Source organism: Erwinia aphidicola, from assembly GCF_024169515.1.
In the GTDB taxonomy this organism is placed as follows: Bacteria; Pseudomonadota; Gammaproteobacteria; order Enterobacterales; family Enterobacteriaceae; genus Erwinia; species Erwinia aphidicola.
Genome location: NZ_JAMKCQ010000001.1, coordinates 1526721 through 1542175, shown reverse-complemented (window position 1 = coordinate 1542175; position 15455 = coordinate 1526721). Strand labels below are relative to the sequence as shown.

The following is a 15455-nucleotide window of genomic DNA, read 5'->3' as shown; positions in this document are numbered from 1 at the left end:
TAAAAAAAGTGAATGCTTATTAATTTTTGATGAAAACTATGTTTTTTCAACTTGTTGTTTTATTGGGTTTTTATTGATTTGTGCGATTGAAATGGCAATGGAAGTGCCTTTTTTTAGTCAATAAATCTGCATGTTTTGGTTGTACCTGCTTAACCAACATGTTTTACTATTTCTGAAATTTGCACAAAGTTATTAAATAAACGCATAAGCTAATTCAAGGAGTTGTAAAATCATGGAGCCGATTTTAATTTTTTCCTTCCTGCCAGATTATTAATAATTACTCGATTTAATCTTCCGCTGAAATTATAATTTAGTCAATCAAGGACGAGTCATGTCATTATCTTGTATCGACCATGCTGTATCTTCATATATTGAACCGCTGTTATCATCAATAGATGATAATTATAAAAATTCAGAGGGTAAATTAGTTGTTTATCTTGAGGCTGGGCATTTCAATACAGGATTCGGGGTGGACGATTTCTGTCTCAATTCATTAAAAGATGCAGTCCATATCGGTTCAATACTCATCAAGAAATACAATAAAAATATTAAATTAGTTTATGGCATTCTGGCAGATGATTTAGGCCTTTCGTGCGCAGACGAACAATGTACTATCACACCTGTTATCAGCCAGCAGAGTGTGGCCTCGCTGCCGGAAGAGCTGGAAGCTTTTATTGGGGCCAGTAAGTTAATAAAGCGCGATAAGCTTATGATTTTCTCGGAACGCACCAGTAAAAACCGTGCCATTGATACCATAAAAAAATCCATTAAAAATGGATGTGATGGATTAATGCTGACAGAAAATGGCAATTATGATGAGATTAAAGTACGTGCACCTGATGACAGTGAGTTCCTGCTTGCCAAAAGGCAAGGGAGTACCTTTATCGCTAAGTGCCCGGCAATTATCTCCCAGCATTACAAGGACGTGTTATTAAAATTAAGACAACGTTTTTTTGAATGCGATCATTTTCTCATTGTTGATTGGTCCGATCTCGCAGACAGAAATAAAATTTCACAAGGAAAGATTGCGCTGCAAGTTCTGCAGGGTGGATTAAGTAGGGAGAAAGTTACTGTTGATATCACAAATGTATTCTTTGGTGATGATGAGGGTGAAATCTGCCGTATCGATGGTCAAAAGGGTCCGCTGTTATGATTTACCTTGATAATAACGCGACAACAGCCCCGGCTGCGGCAGTCAGAGAGACGGTTTTTTATTGCATGGAGGAATATTATGCAAACTCCGCCTCTCTCAATCATTTTGAGGGCATCAAGGCCAATACTTACCTTGAAGAGTGTCGCGCAGTCGTTGCACAGATGATTGAAGCCGCACCCGAAAACCTGTTCTTTAATTCCGGGGCGACCGAAGCCAACAATATGGTGATCAAATCCGTCGCTGACTCTTTTTCCCAGCGGGGGAAAGTACACATCATTACCAGCGCCATTGAGCATAAGTGCCTGCTTAAATCCTGCGAGTATCTGGAAAAGCGGGGGTGCGAAGTGACCTATTTGCCCGTCGACTTCCAGGGCGTTATCAGGATTGATCGGCTAATTGCTGCCATCCGGCCAGAAACCCGTTTGATCAGTATCATGGCAGCAAACAATGAAACGGGTGCGTTGCAACCGCTGCGAGAGATTGGAGAGATTGCCAGACAGCACGGTATTTTGTTTCACACTGATGCTGCGCAGTTTGTTGGAAAACTGCCTTTTTCCGTACGAGAATATCAGCCTGATTTTGTCAGCTTCTCAGCACATAAGTTTTACGGACCCAAAGGGATCGGTGCACTCTATTGTTCAAAGCCTGAACTCCTCCTCGGTTCGCCACTCATTCATGGCGGCGGTCAAGAGTGGGGCGTGCGTAGCGGAACTGTTAATTTGCCGGGTGTGGCGGGAATGGCTAAGGCCGCAGAGTTATTTATCTCCAACCATGTTGCTGTCCTTGCCCGACACCGTGACATGAAGCAGAAAGCAATCGAGCAACTGCTGTCGCAATTTCCTGACGCCAGCATTAACGGTTGTCGCGACAAAAGCCTGCCCAATACGATTAATTTTTCCCTGCCCGGCATCAAAGCCAGCACCTTATTGAAAAAGCTTAAGATGAAGGTGGCATTAAGCAGTGCATCTGCCTGCCATTCAGCAGAACAGAAATTCAGTCACGTTTTGACCGCTATGGGGTTAAGCGAAATGTCCCTGGAGTCTGCTATTCGCTTGAGCTTTAGCAACACGACAAATGCTGATGAGCTTGGCCACGCACTTGAGCTAATAACCAGTACTGCTCACCGCTTGAGGGGCACATCATGAACAGATTATCAATGCGCAAACGCTGGGTGGCTGAGCTGTTGTTGGTATGCGTAGCGGCTGGGTGGGGAATTGGTTTTCCGGTAATGAAGCAGGCCGTGGATATGCATCCGGTACTGATGGTGCTGGGATTACGTTTTCTGCTTTCTGCTCTGGTGATGTTGCCGTTGAGTGCCAGAAACCTGGTCGCCATTGGGCGCCGGACATTGGCTGCTGGCGTAGCGCTGGGCTTGCTGCTGGGTGCCGCTTTTGTCTTTCTGATCCTCGGATTGCAAATGACCACGGCATCGAATACCGGTTTTCTCGCCGGGCTGGCCGTCATTTGGGTGCTATTACTTTCCGGACCGCTGGCGGGAAAATTACCCTCTATCGACGCTATTCTGGCAACGCTGTTTGGCGTGGCAGGGTTATTTTTGATGTCAGATATTCACGGCTGGCAGTTGCAGTGGGGAGATTCCCTGGTCGTCATTGGTTCGGTGTTTACCGCGTTGCATATCCTTGCACTGGATAAATTAAGTGCCCGACACGACAACACGGCACTCACTTTTTTACAAATTGCCACCATGGCGCTGGTGATTATGTTTATTCAGCATATCAGGGGCGGACAGTGGTTTCCGCAGGTGTGGGATAGCACGCTGGTGATTGCCCTGATAGTAACGGCTCTATTTTCTACCGTTATCGCTTTCTGGGTGCAGACACATTATCAACGCTATACCACGCCAACACGTGCCGTACTGATTTATAACCTCGAACCCGTCTTTTCGGCGCTTTTTGCCGTCTGGCTGCTGCGTGAGAACTTGTCTGGAAATGTACTACTGGGTGGAGGACTTATCCTGCTGGGGATGTGCCTTCCAGGTCTGATCGCGACGGTGACAGGCCGCCATCGTAAGGAGCAGGAAACGCCATCAGCGTTATAAGGATGCTGGGCATGGGTAGGGGCGAGGCATGCCTCGCCCGATTTACGCTAACCGTGCCGCAATAAACGCCGCCGCTTTCTGCGCGCCCTGCGCGGAAATGGTGTGGCCGACGCCGGGTTCAAACTGGCTGTCGACCGTGACGCCATGAGCCCGCAGGCGCTGGGCGGCCGATTCGCTCTCCTGCACCGGGATCACTCCGTCGGCCATACCGTGGATCACCAGTACCGGCGTGTTCAGCGCGGGGCTAAACGGCTCAGGCGAGGAGAGGCGGCCAGAAAAGGCTACCAGCCCAGCGACCGGCCAGCGCCCGGAGACCAGCGCATCGAGCGCCATAATCGACCCCTGCGAGAAGCCAACCAGCACCACGTTATGCAGCCGATCGCCCATCTGATGCTGGTCGAGTATCGCCTGCAAAGTCTGGTCAAACGCTTCACGCGCGGCAGCGACCCGCGCCGGACGATTCTGCGGTGTAATGCCGTCGAGGCTGAACCACTGCCAGCCCGCACCGTGCGGAAAATGAAACGGCGCATTGGGGCTGGCGAAGCTGACGTCGGGCAAGGCTGCTGACCAGTGGTCGCCCAGTCCTGCCAGATCGTCGCCGCTGCTGCCAACGCCGTGGAGTAAAATGACTAATTTGTCGGCCATTTGCGGCCTCCTGTAAACGTTAAAAACCGTAAGCCTGCATATCCGGCCCGGCGGGAACAATACCGTTCGGGTTCAGGGCTTTAATCGAATAATAGCCGTGTTTGATATGGTCAATATTCACCGTGTCGCGCACGCCGGGCAGGGCCAGCATGCGCTGTAAATAGCCGTCCAGCGCCGGATAGCTGCGCAGCTGGCGCTGATTACACTTAAACAAACCGTGGTAGGCCACGTCAAAACGGATCAGCGTGACGAACAGGCGGATATCCGCTTCGGTCAGCGCGCTGCCGAGCAGATAAGGGCCGCCGTGCTGCAGGCGTGATTCAAGTTCGTCGAGCATGCCGAACACGTCGTGATACGCCTCAAGGTAACTCTCCTGAGTCGTCGCGAACCCGGCGCGATAAACTCCGTTGTTCAGGCGCGGGTAGATTTCGGCGTTCAGCAGGTCTATCTCGCTGCGCAGTGCAGCAGGATAAAGGTCAATAATGCCCGTTGCCAGCGCACCAAAGCCGCTGTTAAACATGCGCACGATATCTGCCGATTCATTGCTGACGATGGTGGCGGTTTTCTTGTCCCACAGCACCGGCACGGTGGCGCGCCCGGTAAAGCTGTCGTCGGCGCAGGTATAGAGCTGGTGCAGATAGTCGGCGTGATTTAGCGTGTCGCGGTCGGCGCCGGGGAAGTCGCCAAAGTGCCAGCCTTCATCGGTCAGCTGCGGTTCAACCACCGACACGCTGACGACCGCTTCCAGCCCCTTTAACCTGCGAGCTATCAGCGTGCGCGACGCCCACGGGCAGATGAGCGCAACGTACAGATGATAGCGATCCGGCTCGGCGGCAAACGCCGTGCTGCCGTCCGCGCTGACCCAGTGGCGGAAGCTTGAAGTCTGGCGCACAAAGCCGCCTTTCTCATCAGTGGCCTGCACCGGGTGCCATTCCGCCGTCCATTTACCGTTTACCAGCATGTTTTGTTCCTCATTAGTTGTTAAGGAACACTCTACACGCATTCCGTTATGCCGATTATCCCGTCAAAATTGCAAATATTCCTTCCGATATGGAAGGAATCACCAGTCCCGATCCCACGTCGGCTGCCCGGCGTAACGGCTGACCAGAAAGTCGATCAGCGCCCGTACTTTATGGGCAAGGTGGCGGGCGGGCGGATAGACAGCATACAGGCCGAGTGGCGGGATTTCGCTGGCGGGCAGCAGCGGCAGCAGGGTGCCTGCGCTCAGGGCCGGGCCGGCGATAAAGGTCGGTAGCCTGGCAATGCCCAGCCCGCTAACGGCCGCCGTCAGGCAGGCTTCGGCGTTGGAGAAGTACAGGCGACCGCTGACCGCCACCGTCGCGCCGCCGCTGCCAAATGGCCAGTTGTGCGGATCGCGAAAGTTGGTGTCGATAATGCAGTGATGATTGCTTAACTGCTGAGGGTCGTCCGGCGTGCCGTGCTGCTGCAGATAGGCAGGGCTGGCGGCGATAACCACGCGCATATCACACAGGCGGCGGGCTATCAGGCTGCTGTCGCTCAGCCTGCCGATGCGCAGCGCCACGTCAAAGCCTTCATCGACGATATTCACCACCCGGTCGGAGAAGCTGACGTCCAGTTCGATATCGGCGAACTCCTGCGCAAAGGCAACAAGCTGCGGAGCAAGCTGGCTGGCACCGAAGGTGATCGGCGCGCTGAGCTTGATGCGGCCCGAGGGTTTGCCCGCCGCATGGCGCACCGAGGCGTCGAGCGCATCCCACTCGTCGAGCAGGTTTTTCACCTGGGAATAATACGCCTGGCCGACTTCGGTCGGTGACAGTGCGCGCGTGCTGCGCTTCAGCAGCTGCACCCCCAGCTCGCTCTCCAGGCGTGAAACCAGTTTTGATGCCTGTCCGCTGCTGGTGCCCAGGCGGGCGGCGGCCCTGGCAAAGCTGCCCAGCTCCAGCACCGCGACAAACATCCGATCGCATTCCAGACGTTCCATGTTTTACCCCATTAAATAAAAACGGGTCGGGCATGCCCGACCCCTACACGATGCCACCTATCCCGTAGGGGCGAGGCATGCCTCGCCCGGGTTAATGGCGATGCTTAAACCAGCCGCGCACCGCTTTGTGCATCAAACAGATGAATTTTATCGGGGTTGATGGCGAGATGCGGGGAGTCGCCCGGCTGCAAATCGACGCGGCCATTGAGCTGGACGTGCAGCGGAAAACCCTGCCAGTCAACGTGCAGCAGGCTGGCTTCACCGGTAACTTCCAGCACTTTAAGGCGTGCAGGATACGGAGAATCGGCGGCCAGCGCAAAATCGTGGGCGCGCAGCCCGACGATCACCGGCTGAGCGCCCTGACGTTCCGCGGCCGCGTGCCAGCGCTGCGGCAGCGCAAACCACAGCCCGTTGCAGTGCACGCCGGGCTGGCCGCCACGCGTTTCCAGCTCGCCGGGCAGCAGGTTCATCGGCGGCGAACCGATAAAGCGCGCGACAAAGGTATTTACCGGGCGGTCGTAAATCTCCAGCGGTTTACCCTGCTGCACAATCACGCCGTCGCGCATCACCACGATCTGGTCTGCCAGCGTCATCGCCTCGACCTGATCGTGGGTGACGTAGACCATGGTGGTTTTAAAGCGCTGATGCAGCGATTTAATTTCGGCGCGCAGCTCCATACGCAGCTGGGCATCCAGATTCGACAGTGGTTCATCGAACAGAAACACCTGCGGATTACGCACCATCGCCCGCCCCATCGCCACGCGCTGACGCTGGCCGCCGGAGAGCGCACGCGGGTAGCGGTTCAGCAGCTTGTCGATACCGAGAATGCCAGCGATGCGCGCGATGCGGCTCTGCTGCTCGTCGCGTTTTACCCGCTTGACCTGCATATGAAACGCCAGGTTCTCGGCCACCGTCAGATGCGGATAGAGCGCGTAGCTCTGAAACACCATCGCAATGTCGCGATCCGCCGGATCGAGATCGTTGATCTGACGGTTATCCAGCAGGATCGCGCCGTCAGACAGCGTGTCCAGCCCGGCCAGCAGGCGCAGCAGCGTCGATTTCCCACAGCCGGAGGGACCAACCAGCACGGTAAAACTGCCGTCTTCGATGGTCAGATCGAGCGGCTGTAATACGGTCTGTTTGCCGTAATGTTTGGCGACTTTCACCAGTTCAACGCGTGCCATAGTCTGTTCCCGTCATGATAATTGTGCCACCTTGCCCCTGTACGGGTTGTTTGGCCCTGTACGGGTCGGGCATGCCCGACCCCTACGCAACCGGGTGTCTGTCGTTAACCTTTAGTACGGGTCGGGCATGCCCGACCCCTACGCAACCGGGTGTCTGTCGTTAACCTTTAGTAGGGGTCGGGCATGCCCGACCCCTACGCAACCGGGTGTCTGTCGTTAACCTTTAGTACGGGTCGGGCATGCCCGACCCCTGCGCAACCGGGTGTCTGTCGTTAACCTTTAGTACGGATCGGGCATGCCCGACCCCTGCGCAACCGGGTGTTTGTCGTTAACCTTTACTGCCGCCGTTGGCCAGGCCGCCGACCAGGCTTTTTTGCAGCCAGATGGCGATCAGCAGCGGCGGCAGCGAGGCGAGAATACCGACGGCGGCGATCAGTCCGTCATCGGTGGCGCGCCCGGCGGTAAATCCGGCGATGGTCACCGGCAGCGTCTGCGCGCTGATATTGCTGGTGAACAGCAGCGCATAGAAAAACTCATCCCACGCCAGCAGCCAGCCGAACAGCGCCGAGGCGCCCAGCACCGGCTTCGCCAGCGGCAGCGTAATGCGCAGCAGCACTTGCCAAAAGCGCAGCCCGTCGAGGCGCGCCGCCTGTTCGATATCACGCGGCAGCGCATCAAACTGGTTTTTTAGCATCCAGGTGAGGAACGGCAGGATCAGCGAGCAGTAAACCAGCACCAGCCCGAGGTGGGTGTTCAGCAGGCCGAGCTGTTGCAGCACGAAGTAGAGCGGCAGGACGAAGGCGACCGGCGGCACCATGTAAATCGCCAGCGACGCCATCAGCCAGCCGTCGCGCCCCGGGTAGCGCGAGAAGCTGAACGCCGCCGGGATCGCCAGCAGTAGCGAAATCAGCGTGGCAAAACAGGCCACCAGCAGGCTGTTGCCGAGCGCATGCAAGAACAGTTCGCCGGGCTGCCCCGGCTGCAGCGACAGCAGCGCGGCGTAGCGGCTGAAGTCCCACTGGCGCGGCAGCCACGCCAGCGGAATGCGCGCCAGGTCACTGTTGGAACTGACGCTCATCAGAAACAGCCACAGCATCGGCCCGAGGATCGACACCCCCAGCAGCACGGCGGCGGCATACAGCCCAATACGGCGCAGTTTACGTTTCATCGGCGAAGCTCCTGCGGCGCTGGCGATAAAGCAGCGCCATGTAAATGGCGATCAGTACGCTGCACATCAGGGTCATCAGAATGGCGTAAGCCGCGCCGCTGCCCGCGCGCAGGTAGCTGAACGACTCCTGATAGACATAGAAGCTGAGGGTTTTGGTGCTGTCGACCGGGCCGCCGCGCGTCATCACGTAGATAATGTCGAAGATTTTAAACGCGTCGATGGTGCGCAGGATCAGCGCCACGCTCAGCGCGCCGACGATGGCCGGAAAAGTGATGGCACGAAAACGCCGCCACGCGGAAGCGCCGTCAAGCCGCGCCGCTTCATACAGGTCCCCGGGGATCGACTGCATGGAGGCCAGCACCAGCAGCGTCACCAGCGGGTAGTTTTTCCATACGTCCGCCAGCATCACCGCATTCAGCGCCGAATCCGGCGAACCCAGCCAGCTGCGATAGCTGTCGATAATATGCAGCTGGGTCAGCAGGGCATTGATGCTGCCGTAATCGGGGTTGAAGTTGAGCCGCCACATCATGGCGTTGACGATGGTAGGCAGCGCCCACGGCAGGATCACCAGCACGCGCAGCACGCTGCGACCGCGGAATTTTTGATTAAGCAGCAGCGCCACCAGCACGCCGATAATGCCCTCCAGCGCCACTGACAGCACGGTGAAGTAGAGCGTGCGGCCGATAGACGCCAGAAAATCCGGGTCGGTGAGAGCGTAGAGGTAGTTGTCCAGCCCGATATAACCGGTCTGGCCGCCGCTGCCAATCAGCTCAGCATCGGTAAAGCTGAGCCAGATAGTGCGCAGCAGCGGCCAGGCGGTCAGCAGGCCCATGACGATCAGCATGGGTGCCAGCAGCACCCACGCCTGACGTTGCTCACGGTGTTGCAGACTGAGCATCAAGACCTCTTAATGTAGACGTGACGCGCTTTTGGTAACGGCATCCATCGCCGACTGCGGCGTCTGCTGGCCCTGTAATACCTGCTGCAGCTGCTGCTGCAGGCCGTTAGACAGGCGTGAATAGTCCGCGGTAATCGGCCGCATCAGCATCACATCAAGGGATTTTTTCGCCGCGGCAATCAGCGGCTCCTGGCCTTTCTGCACCGCCGGGTCGTCGTATGAAGACTTCCAGATAGGCAGGCTGAGTTTGGCGTATTTATCCTGCACCGGCTGCGAGGTCAGGTAGCGCACAAACGCCAGCGCCTCACCCTGATGCGCGCTGGCCTGCGTCACGCCCAGCCCCATCGAGCCGTTCATCGCTGCTACCTTGCCCGGCATTTCCGATGGCGCCGGAACGATCCCGACCTCGCCCGCGACTTTGCTCTGCTTCGCATCGTTGGCCATGTTGTACATATAGGTCCAGTTCAGCGCGAAAGCGGCATCGCCGTTGGAGAACACTTTGCGCACGTCCTCTTCCAGATATTCACGTGAGTTCGGGTTCGTCACGCCTTTATCCAGCGACTCTTTCATAAAGGTGACGGCTTTCACCGAGCCGGGATCGCTGAAGTTGAGCTTGCCGTTCTGATAGAACTGGCCGCCGAATGCGGAAACCAGCGTGGTGTAGTCGCACACTAGCGCTTCGGCCTGCGACCAGCTCCACACCAGCGGATATTTGACGATGCCTTTATCCTGCAGGATTTTCGACTGCTCCATCACCTGCGCCCAGCTGGTGGGCGGGTTGGCAATCCCGGCCTTAGCCAGCATTGCTTTGTTATAGAACAGGTATTTGGTATCGAGGATCCACGGCATGCCCCACAGTTTTTTATCCCAGCTTACCGTGCTCCAGGCCCCGTCAAACACTTTGCCTTTCTCGTCGGCGCTGACCGTGCTGGTGATATCTTTCAGCAGGCCAAATTTGGCAAATTCAGCGGGCCACATATCGTCGAACAGCACCACGTCATAGCCGTTACTGCCCGCCCCGCGTGCCGCGATGATTTTATCGTGCAGGGCTTCATACGGCACAAATTCGAGGTTAACGCTGACGTCAGGGTGGGCTTTTTCGAAATCGCTGGTCATGGCGCGCACGTCGCTTTCGCTGTAGGCGGCCTGCGACATAAACAGGGCATTGAGTTGCGTTTTTGCTGAGACGGCACCGGAGGCGCTCAGAGCAAGCAGAGTCATTACACACATGGCAGAACGGCTATTCATTACTTACTCTCCATTTAACCTTGATAAGGAAGCGTCAGATATACGGTCTTATTCGCCTGGAACAATGAAATGGCTGAGCCGTAAAACGTCAGCGGCTCAGACATTTATTATTATCGTAAATAACTCAATTAAAATACTTAATTATCAGTGTGTCTTATAGGTCTTGCTTATTATGGTTGGCGGGTTCCCCTAAGTGTTGGCAGTATCGCCGCCCCGAGCGCGCCCGCCGCATCGCCCAGAGAAGATGGAATAATATGCTTGTTAACCGCATAACCACTGGCGCGCGCCAGCGCTTTCTCCATTCCTCCCTGAAAATGCGGAAACAGCGTGGCTGCGCTGCCGCTGAGCACCGTGACATCCGGGCCGTACAGCGCCAGCAGGGTATTTAACCCGCGGCCCACAATCTGACCGTACTGATACAGAATGCCGCTGACGCGCGCGTTCTCCGCGCACAGCGTGGCGATGCGCTCACTGAGGGTGGCGTCCCAGCGCAGATCGGGGAGTGCCGCCGTCAGTGCCTGCTGCAGCCAGCCGCGCGAGGCCAGCATTTCCCAGCAGCCCTGCAGGCCGCAGTAGCAGACGACCGGATCGTCCGATACCGGGATATGGCCGGCTTCCGGGTGGCTGCCGTCGACGTTGCGAAACGGCGTTCCGCCCTCCAGCATCGCCACGCCAATGCCGGTGCCGAGCGTCACCATTAACATGCGCCCGCTGCCCTGGCCGGCGCCGAGATGAAACTCGCCGAGCGCCGCCGCTACCGCATCGTTATCAATGGCGACCTGAACCGCGAGCAGCTCGCGCAGCTGGGCCACCAGCGGAAAGCCGGAGAAGCAGGCCAGCGTATCCTGATTTTCAATCACTTCAGTACGCATATTCACCGGGCCGCTGGCGCCAATGCCGAGGCTGGCTATACGCTGGCCCGCCGGCACCAGCTGGCGCACTTTATCCGCCAGCGCTCCGGCGCGTTGCCAGGCGGGCAGGGTGGCGAACCATGCGGTCGGTACGGTTTCTGACGCGATTTCACGCTTTCCGGCCAGCATAATAATGCGCGTACCGGTACCGCCGATATCAATGCCTGCTTTGAGAGAAGTCGCGTCAGAAGTTGTCATATTTTTACCGTTATTTTCTGGCCGTAGAGGAACTCACCCGGCACCCGACCGTTGCCACGCGCCAGCGTGACGGTCAGATGCTGGACCCACAGCATTGCACAGAGTAAGCGCGGCAGCGGTTCAGCGGGGGTGGGCAGATGCACGCTGTCGCCATAGGCTACCGGCCCGACGCTGGTCACCAGCGTGCCGTTCTGGCGCAGGTCAGCCGCCAGAGTATTCAGCGTGCTGTCGCTGCCGTCACCAAACAGCAGGGCCAGCATACCGGCGCCCGAGGTTTCCATCGGGCCGTGGCGGAACTGCCCGCCGATAAAGCCCTCTGCCGCCACTTTGGACGCTTCTTTGGTGATCAGCGCGCCGGTCAGCGCGGTGGCCGCATCGGCACCGATGCCGACCATCGCCACGCGCGGGTTGTCATCTTTCAGCAGAGCATCACTCAGCTGCTGCACCCCGTCACGCTGGCCGATAATGTGGGCGATAGCGGGCAAAACAGCCTGCACCGCGGCCAGCAGATCTTTTTCGTCGCGCCCGGTCAGGGCGTACAGCACGCGGTAGCTGGCGACCAGCGTATTGAGATAACTTTTGGCGCTGACGGTGGCCTCCGGCCCGCTGTGCAGCAGCACCTGCACATCGGCTTTTTGCGCCAGGGCGCTGGCGGCATCGTTGGTCACGCCAATCAGCGTTTTCGCTGCGCTGACGTTCTCCAGCAGCGCCACCACTTCACCGCTCATCCCCGACTGTGAGGTTACCCACAGCAGGCTGTCGGCGGTGACCAGCTGCGGCATATCCAGCAGCCGCCCGGCGTCAATGCGCCACACCGGGTAACCGCGCGCGATCAGTTCGCGCTCGACGGGGATCAGCGCATAATCCGAGGATCCCATGCCCGCCAGAACGATACGATCGTAGCTATTCAGATCCAGGCTGTTGAGCTGCGCAGGCAGCTGGCTGGCCAGCTGATCGCGCAGCGCATCAACCTGCTGCTCAATATCTTTTTCGTATTCGCTGAGCACTGTTGCGGTCATTGATACTCACTCCCCGTTAATGTTGCTGATGAATTAAACATAGCTGCACGAATTCGTGCAGTCAATGTGCAATTTTCGCGCAATTGCTTATTTTTTTGCCGTAAATTTGTCTGCTATACTGACATTTGCGCATTGTTCGTACAGTATGTGCATGAAAGCGTGCAATTATCGTAACGGGAAGGACACATGAGCGCGTCACAAAGACGATTACAGATTGTTGAGATGATCAGGGAAAAAGGTTATCTGAACGCCGCCGAGCTGTCGGAGCAGTTTGGCGTTGACAGCTCCACCATCCGCCGCGACCTCGCGCAGCTGGAGAAGACCGGCCAGGTGATGCGCACCCACGGCGGGCTGCTGCCGTCGATGGCGGTTGCGGAAAGCAATCTCGATACCCCGTGGAGCGTGCGTCACCAGATGAACAACCCGGCGAAGGTGGCGATAGCCCGCCATGCCGCCAGCCTGGTGCGCGACGGCCAGTCGCTGATTCTGGATAATGGCTCCAGCGTATACGAGCTGGCGCTGGCGCTGCGCGATAAACGCAACCTGACGGTAGTGACCAATGATGTGCTGACGGCGGTGGCGCTCAGTTCCTGCCCGGGCATCACCATTCACGTCGCCGGCGGCATGATGCTGAACAACGTCTATACGCTGATCGGCCAGGAGACGGTGGATAAGATCAACAGCCTGCACGTTGACTGGGCGTTCCTCGGCGCCGAAGGGGTGCATTTCGACAGTGGCGTGACCAATATCAACACCGTCGAAATCCCGGTGAAGAAGGCGATGATCCAGGCGGCGGAAAAGACCGTGGTGCTGGTCGACAGCAGCAAAATGGGCTATCGCGCACTGGCGCACGTCTGCCCGCTGTCGGATATCGAGATGATTATTACCGAGGCCTCCCCGGCGCTGAAGCATCGGGCGAAGTACGGCGAGCGTTTAGTGGTGGTGGCGTCGACAGAGGGCTGACCGAAAAAGAGGGTCAGCCCCTACAAAGGCGAGGTTGCCACGAACGGTAGGGGGCGACAATTTGGTCCGGTCAGCGCGTATTGATGCTGAAGTTGCCACGAATCGTAGGGGTCGACCATTTGTTCCGGTCGACCCGCGTCACAGGAATGCACTAAGCTGAAGGTTTTCTGCCGTATAAGTGAGCCTGCTTTATGCTGTATCGCCGTTTTGAAAGGATGATCGACATCTTCAGGGATGCCCCCGCCGACACGCCGCCGGATAGTCTGTGGGCGTTCTATCGCTTTTATCTGCGCCAGGTGTGGCAAAGCTTCGCGCTGCTGCTGGTGATTGGCCTGGTGGCGTCACTGATTGAAGTGGCGCTGTTCCGCTACCTCAGCCGCATTATCGACCTGGTCAATGCCGGACCGGCAGCCACCTTCTTCAGCGACCACGGCGGCGAGCTGCTGTGGATGGTGGTGGTGGCCCTCATCTTCCGCCCGCTGTTTATCGGCCTGCACGACCTGCTGGTACACCAGACCATCAACCCCGGCATGACCAGTATGATCCGCTGGCAGCATCATAACTACGTGCTGCGTCAGAGCCTCAACTTCTTCCAGAGTGACTTCGCCGGGCGCATCGCCCAGCGCATTATGCAGACCGGTAACGCGCTGCGCGATTCGGCAGTGCAGGCGGTGGATGCTCTGTGGCACGTGGTGATCTACGCCGTCACCACGCTGGTGCTGTTTGCCGAAGCCGACTGGCGGCTGACGATTCCGCTGATTATCTGGATTATCGGCTACGTTCTGTGTCTGCGCTATTTTGTGCCGCGCGTTAAAGCGCGCTCGGTGGCGTCGAGTGATTCGCGCTCGCGCCTGATGGGCTGCATCGTCGACGGCTACACCAATATCACCACGCTAAAGCTGTTCGCCCACAGCGACCTGGAGCGCCAGCACGCGCGCGAGGCGATTGACGACCAGACGATGAAAACCCGCAGCCAGGGACGCATGGTGACCAATATGGACGTGGTGATCACCACGCTGAACGGCCTGCTGATCGTCAGTACCACCGGGCTGGCGCTGTGGCTGTGGACGCAGTCGCTGCTTAGCGTCGGGGCGATTGCGCTGGCGACCGGGCTGGTGATCCGCATCGTCAATATGTCCGGCTGGATTATGTGGGTGGTGAACGGCATCTTCGAGAATATCGGCATGGTGCAGGACGGGCTGTCGACCATCGCGCAGCCGGTCAAGGTGCGCGATAAAGCCAACGCCGCGGCGCTCAAGGTCAATCAGGGCGAGATCCACTTTGACGCTATCCGCTTTAACTACGGCGGCGAGCGCCGGGTGATTGATGATCTGCAGCTGACCATTCGCCCCGGTGAGAAAATCGGTCTGATTGGCCCATCCGGCGCCGGGAAGTCGACGCTGGTCAACCTGCTGCTGCGCCTGTATGACCTCAACGGCGGGCGCATTGTGATTGACGGCCAGAATATTGCCGACGTCAGCCAGGAGAGCCTGCGCGCGCAGATCGGCATGATCACCCAGGATACCTCGCTGCTGCACCGCTCCATTCGCGACAACCTGCTGTACGGCCGCCCAAATGCGACCCAGCAGGAGCTGATGCAGGCGATCCATCAGGCGAAAGCCGACGAATTTATTCCGCTGCTGTCGGATTCGCTGGGGCGCACCGGGCTGGACGCGCACGTTGGCGAGCGCGGCGTGAAGCTCTCCGGCGGCCAGCGACAGCGTATCGCCATCGCACGCGTGCTGCTGAAGGATGCACCGATCCTGATTATGGATGAGGCTACCTCGGCGCTGGATTCCGAAGTGGAAGCGGCGATTCAGGAGAGCTTGGAAACGCTGATGGGCGGTAAAACGGTGATCGCCATTGCCCACCGTCTGTCGACCATTGCCCGTATGGACAGGCTGGTGGTGCTGGAGCAGGGACGGATTGTTGAGATCGGCAGCCACAGCGAGCTGCTGGCGAAAGGTGGCCTGTATGCGCGCCTGTGGCGGCACCAGACCGGCGGATTTGTCGGCGAGGAGTAAGGAGCAACCTTTTTACACTCGA

At 57.6% G+C, this 15455-nt stretch carries 14 protein-coding genes; 5 read left to right on the top strand and 9 right to left on the bottom strand.

The genetic code is table 11. From position 1 onward, the window contains the following. Positions 1 to 331: 331 nt before the first annotated feature. The 3 genes from J2Y91_RS07215 to J2Y91_RS07205 are packed head-to-tail and all read left to right on the top strand — an operon-like array spanning position 332 to position 3212. Positions 332 to 1153: a hypothetical protein gene (locus J2Y91_RS07215; RefSeq protein ID WP_133622456.1), complete on the top strand. Its 822-nt coding sequence runs from the start codon at positions 332 to 334 to the stop codon at positions 1151 to 1153. Beyond that, positions 1150 to 2298, top strand: coding sequence for a cysteine desulfurase family protein (locus J2Y91_RS07210; RefSeq protein ID WP_048918673.1), 1149 nt, complete (start codon positions 1150 to 1152; stop codon positions 2296 to 2298). The genes J2Y91_RS07215 and J2Y91_RS07210 overlap by 4 nt, the downstream gene beginning before the upstream one ends. An 11-nt stretch (positions 2299 to 2309) precedes the next feature. Then, positions 2310 to 3212 (top strand): DMT family transporter, encoded by a 903-nt coding sequence (locus J2Y91_RS07205; protein WP_224750557.1) that lies wholly within the window; start codon positions 2310 to 2312, stop codon positions 3210 to 3212. A gap of 42 nt (positions 3213 to 3254) precedes the next feature. On the opposite strand, the gene J2Y91_RS07200 is transcribed toward J2Y91_RS07205, so the two are convergent. From J2Y91_RS07200 to J2Y91_RS07160, 9 genes are all read right to left on the bottom strand, one after another. Continuing rightward, positions 3255 to 3899, bottom strand: coding sequence for an alpha/beta hydrolase (locus tag J2Y91_RS07200; RefSeq protein WP_366521326.1), 645 nt, complete (start codon positions 3897 to 3899; stop codon positions 3255 to 3257). Then, positions 3877 to 4818 carry a glutathione S-transferase family protein gene (locus J2Y91_RS07195; protein ID WP_133622458.1) on the bottom strand — a complete coding sequence of 314 codons (942 nt, stop codon included), beginning with the start codon at positions 4816 to 4818 and terminating at the stop codon, positions 3877 to 3879. Before J2Y91_RS07195 ends, J2Y91_RS07200 begins: the two co-directional genes overlap by 23 nt. A 99-nt stretch (positions 4819 to 4917) precedes the next feature. After that, positions 4918 to 5820 (bottom strand): LysR family transcriptional regulator, encoded by a 903-nt coding sequence (locus J2Y91_RS07190; protein WP_133622459.1) that lies wholly within the window; start codon positions 5818 to 5820, stop codon positions 4918 to 4920. A gap of 104 nt (positions 5821 to 5924) precedes the next feature. After that, entirely contained in the window at positions 5925 to 7004 is a 1080-nt protein-coding gene (locus J2Y91_RS07185; RefSeq protein ID WP_133622460.1) for an ABC transporter ATP-binding protein, read from the bottom strand. Positions 7005 to 7332: 328 nt separating this feature from the next. Then, positions 7333 to 8172: a carbohydrate ABC transporter permease gene (locus tag J2Y91_RS07180; RefSeq protein WP_133622461.1), complete on the bottom strand. Its 840-nt coding sequence runs from the start codon at positions 8170 to 8172 to the stop codon at positions 7333 to 7335. Then, positions 8162 to 9070 (bottom strand): carbohydrate ABC transporter permease, encoded by a 909-nt coding sequence (locus J2Y91_RS07175; RefSeq protein ID WP_133622462.1) that lies wholly within the window; start codon positions 9068 to 9070, stop codon positions 8162 to 8164. The genes J2Y91_RS07180 and J2Y91_RS07175 overlap by 11 nt, the downstream gene beginning before the upstream one ends. Before the next feature lie 9 nt (positions 9071 to 9079). Further along, positions 9080 to 10300 carry an extracellular solute-binding protein gene (locus tag J2Y91_RS07170; RefSeq protein WP_413449795.1) on the bottom strand — a complete coding sequence of 407 codons (1221 nt, stop codon included), beginning with the start codon at positions 10298 to 10300 and terminating at the stop codon, positions 9080 to 9082. 188 nt (positions 10301 to 10488) lie between these two features. Beyond that, on the bottom strand, positions 10489 to 11427 hold the full coding sequence (locus J2Y91_RS07165) for an ROK family protein (protein WP_133622464.1): 939 nt from the start codon (positions 11425 to 11427) through the stop codon (positions 10489 to 10491). Next, positions 11424 to 12446 carry an SIS domain-containing protein gene (locus tag J2Y91_RS07160; RefSeq protein WP_133622465.1) on the bottom strand — a complete coding sequence of 341 codons (1023 nt, stop codon included), beginning with the start codon at positions 12444 to 12446 and terminating at the stop codon, positions 11424 to 11426. The genes J2Y91_RS07165 and J2Y91_RS07160 overlap by 4 nt, the downstream gene beginning before the upstream one ends. Before the next feature lie 186 nt (positions 12447 to 12632). On the opposite strand from J2Y91_RS07160, the gene J2Y91_RS07155 reads away from it, so the two are divergent. Together J2Y91_RS07155 and J2Y91_RS07150 are read left to right on the top strand one after the other, a co-directional pair. Continuing rightward, on the top strand, positions 12633 to 13409 hold the full coding sequence (locus J2Y91_RS07155; RefSeq protein ID WP_133622466.1) for a DeoR/GlpR family DNA-binding transcription regulator: 777 nt from the start codon (positions 12633 to 12635) through the stop codon (positions 13407 to 13409). Positions 13410 to 13600: 191 nt separating this feature from the next. Further along, a complete protein-coding gene (locus J2Y91_RS07150; RefSeq protein WP_048916875.1) occupies positions 13601 to 15433 on the top strand; it encodes an ABC transporter ATP-binding protein in 1833 nt (610 codons plus the stop codon). The last annotated feature ends 22 nt before the right edge of the window (positions 15434 to 15455 follow it).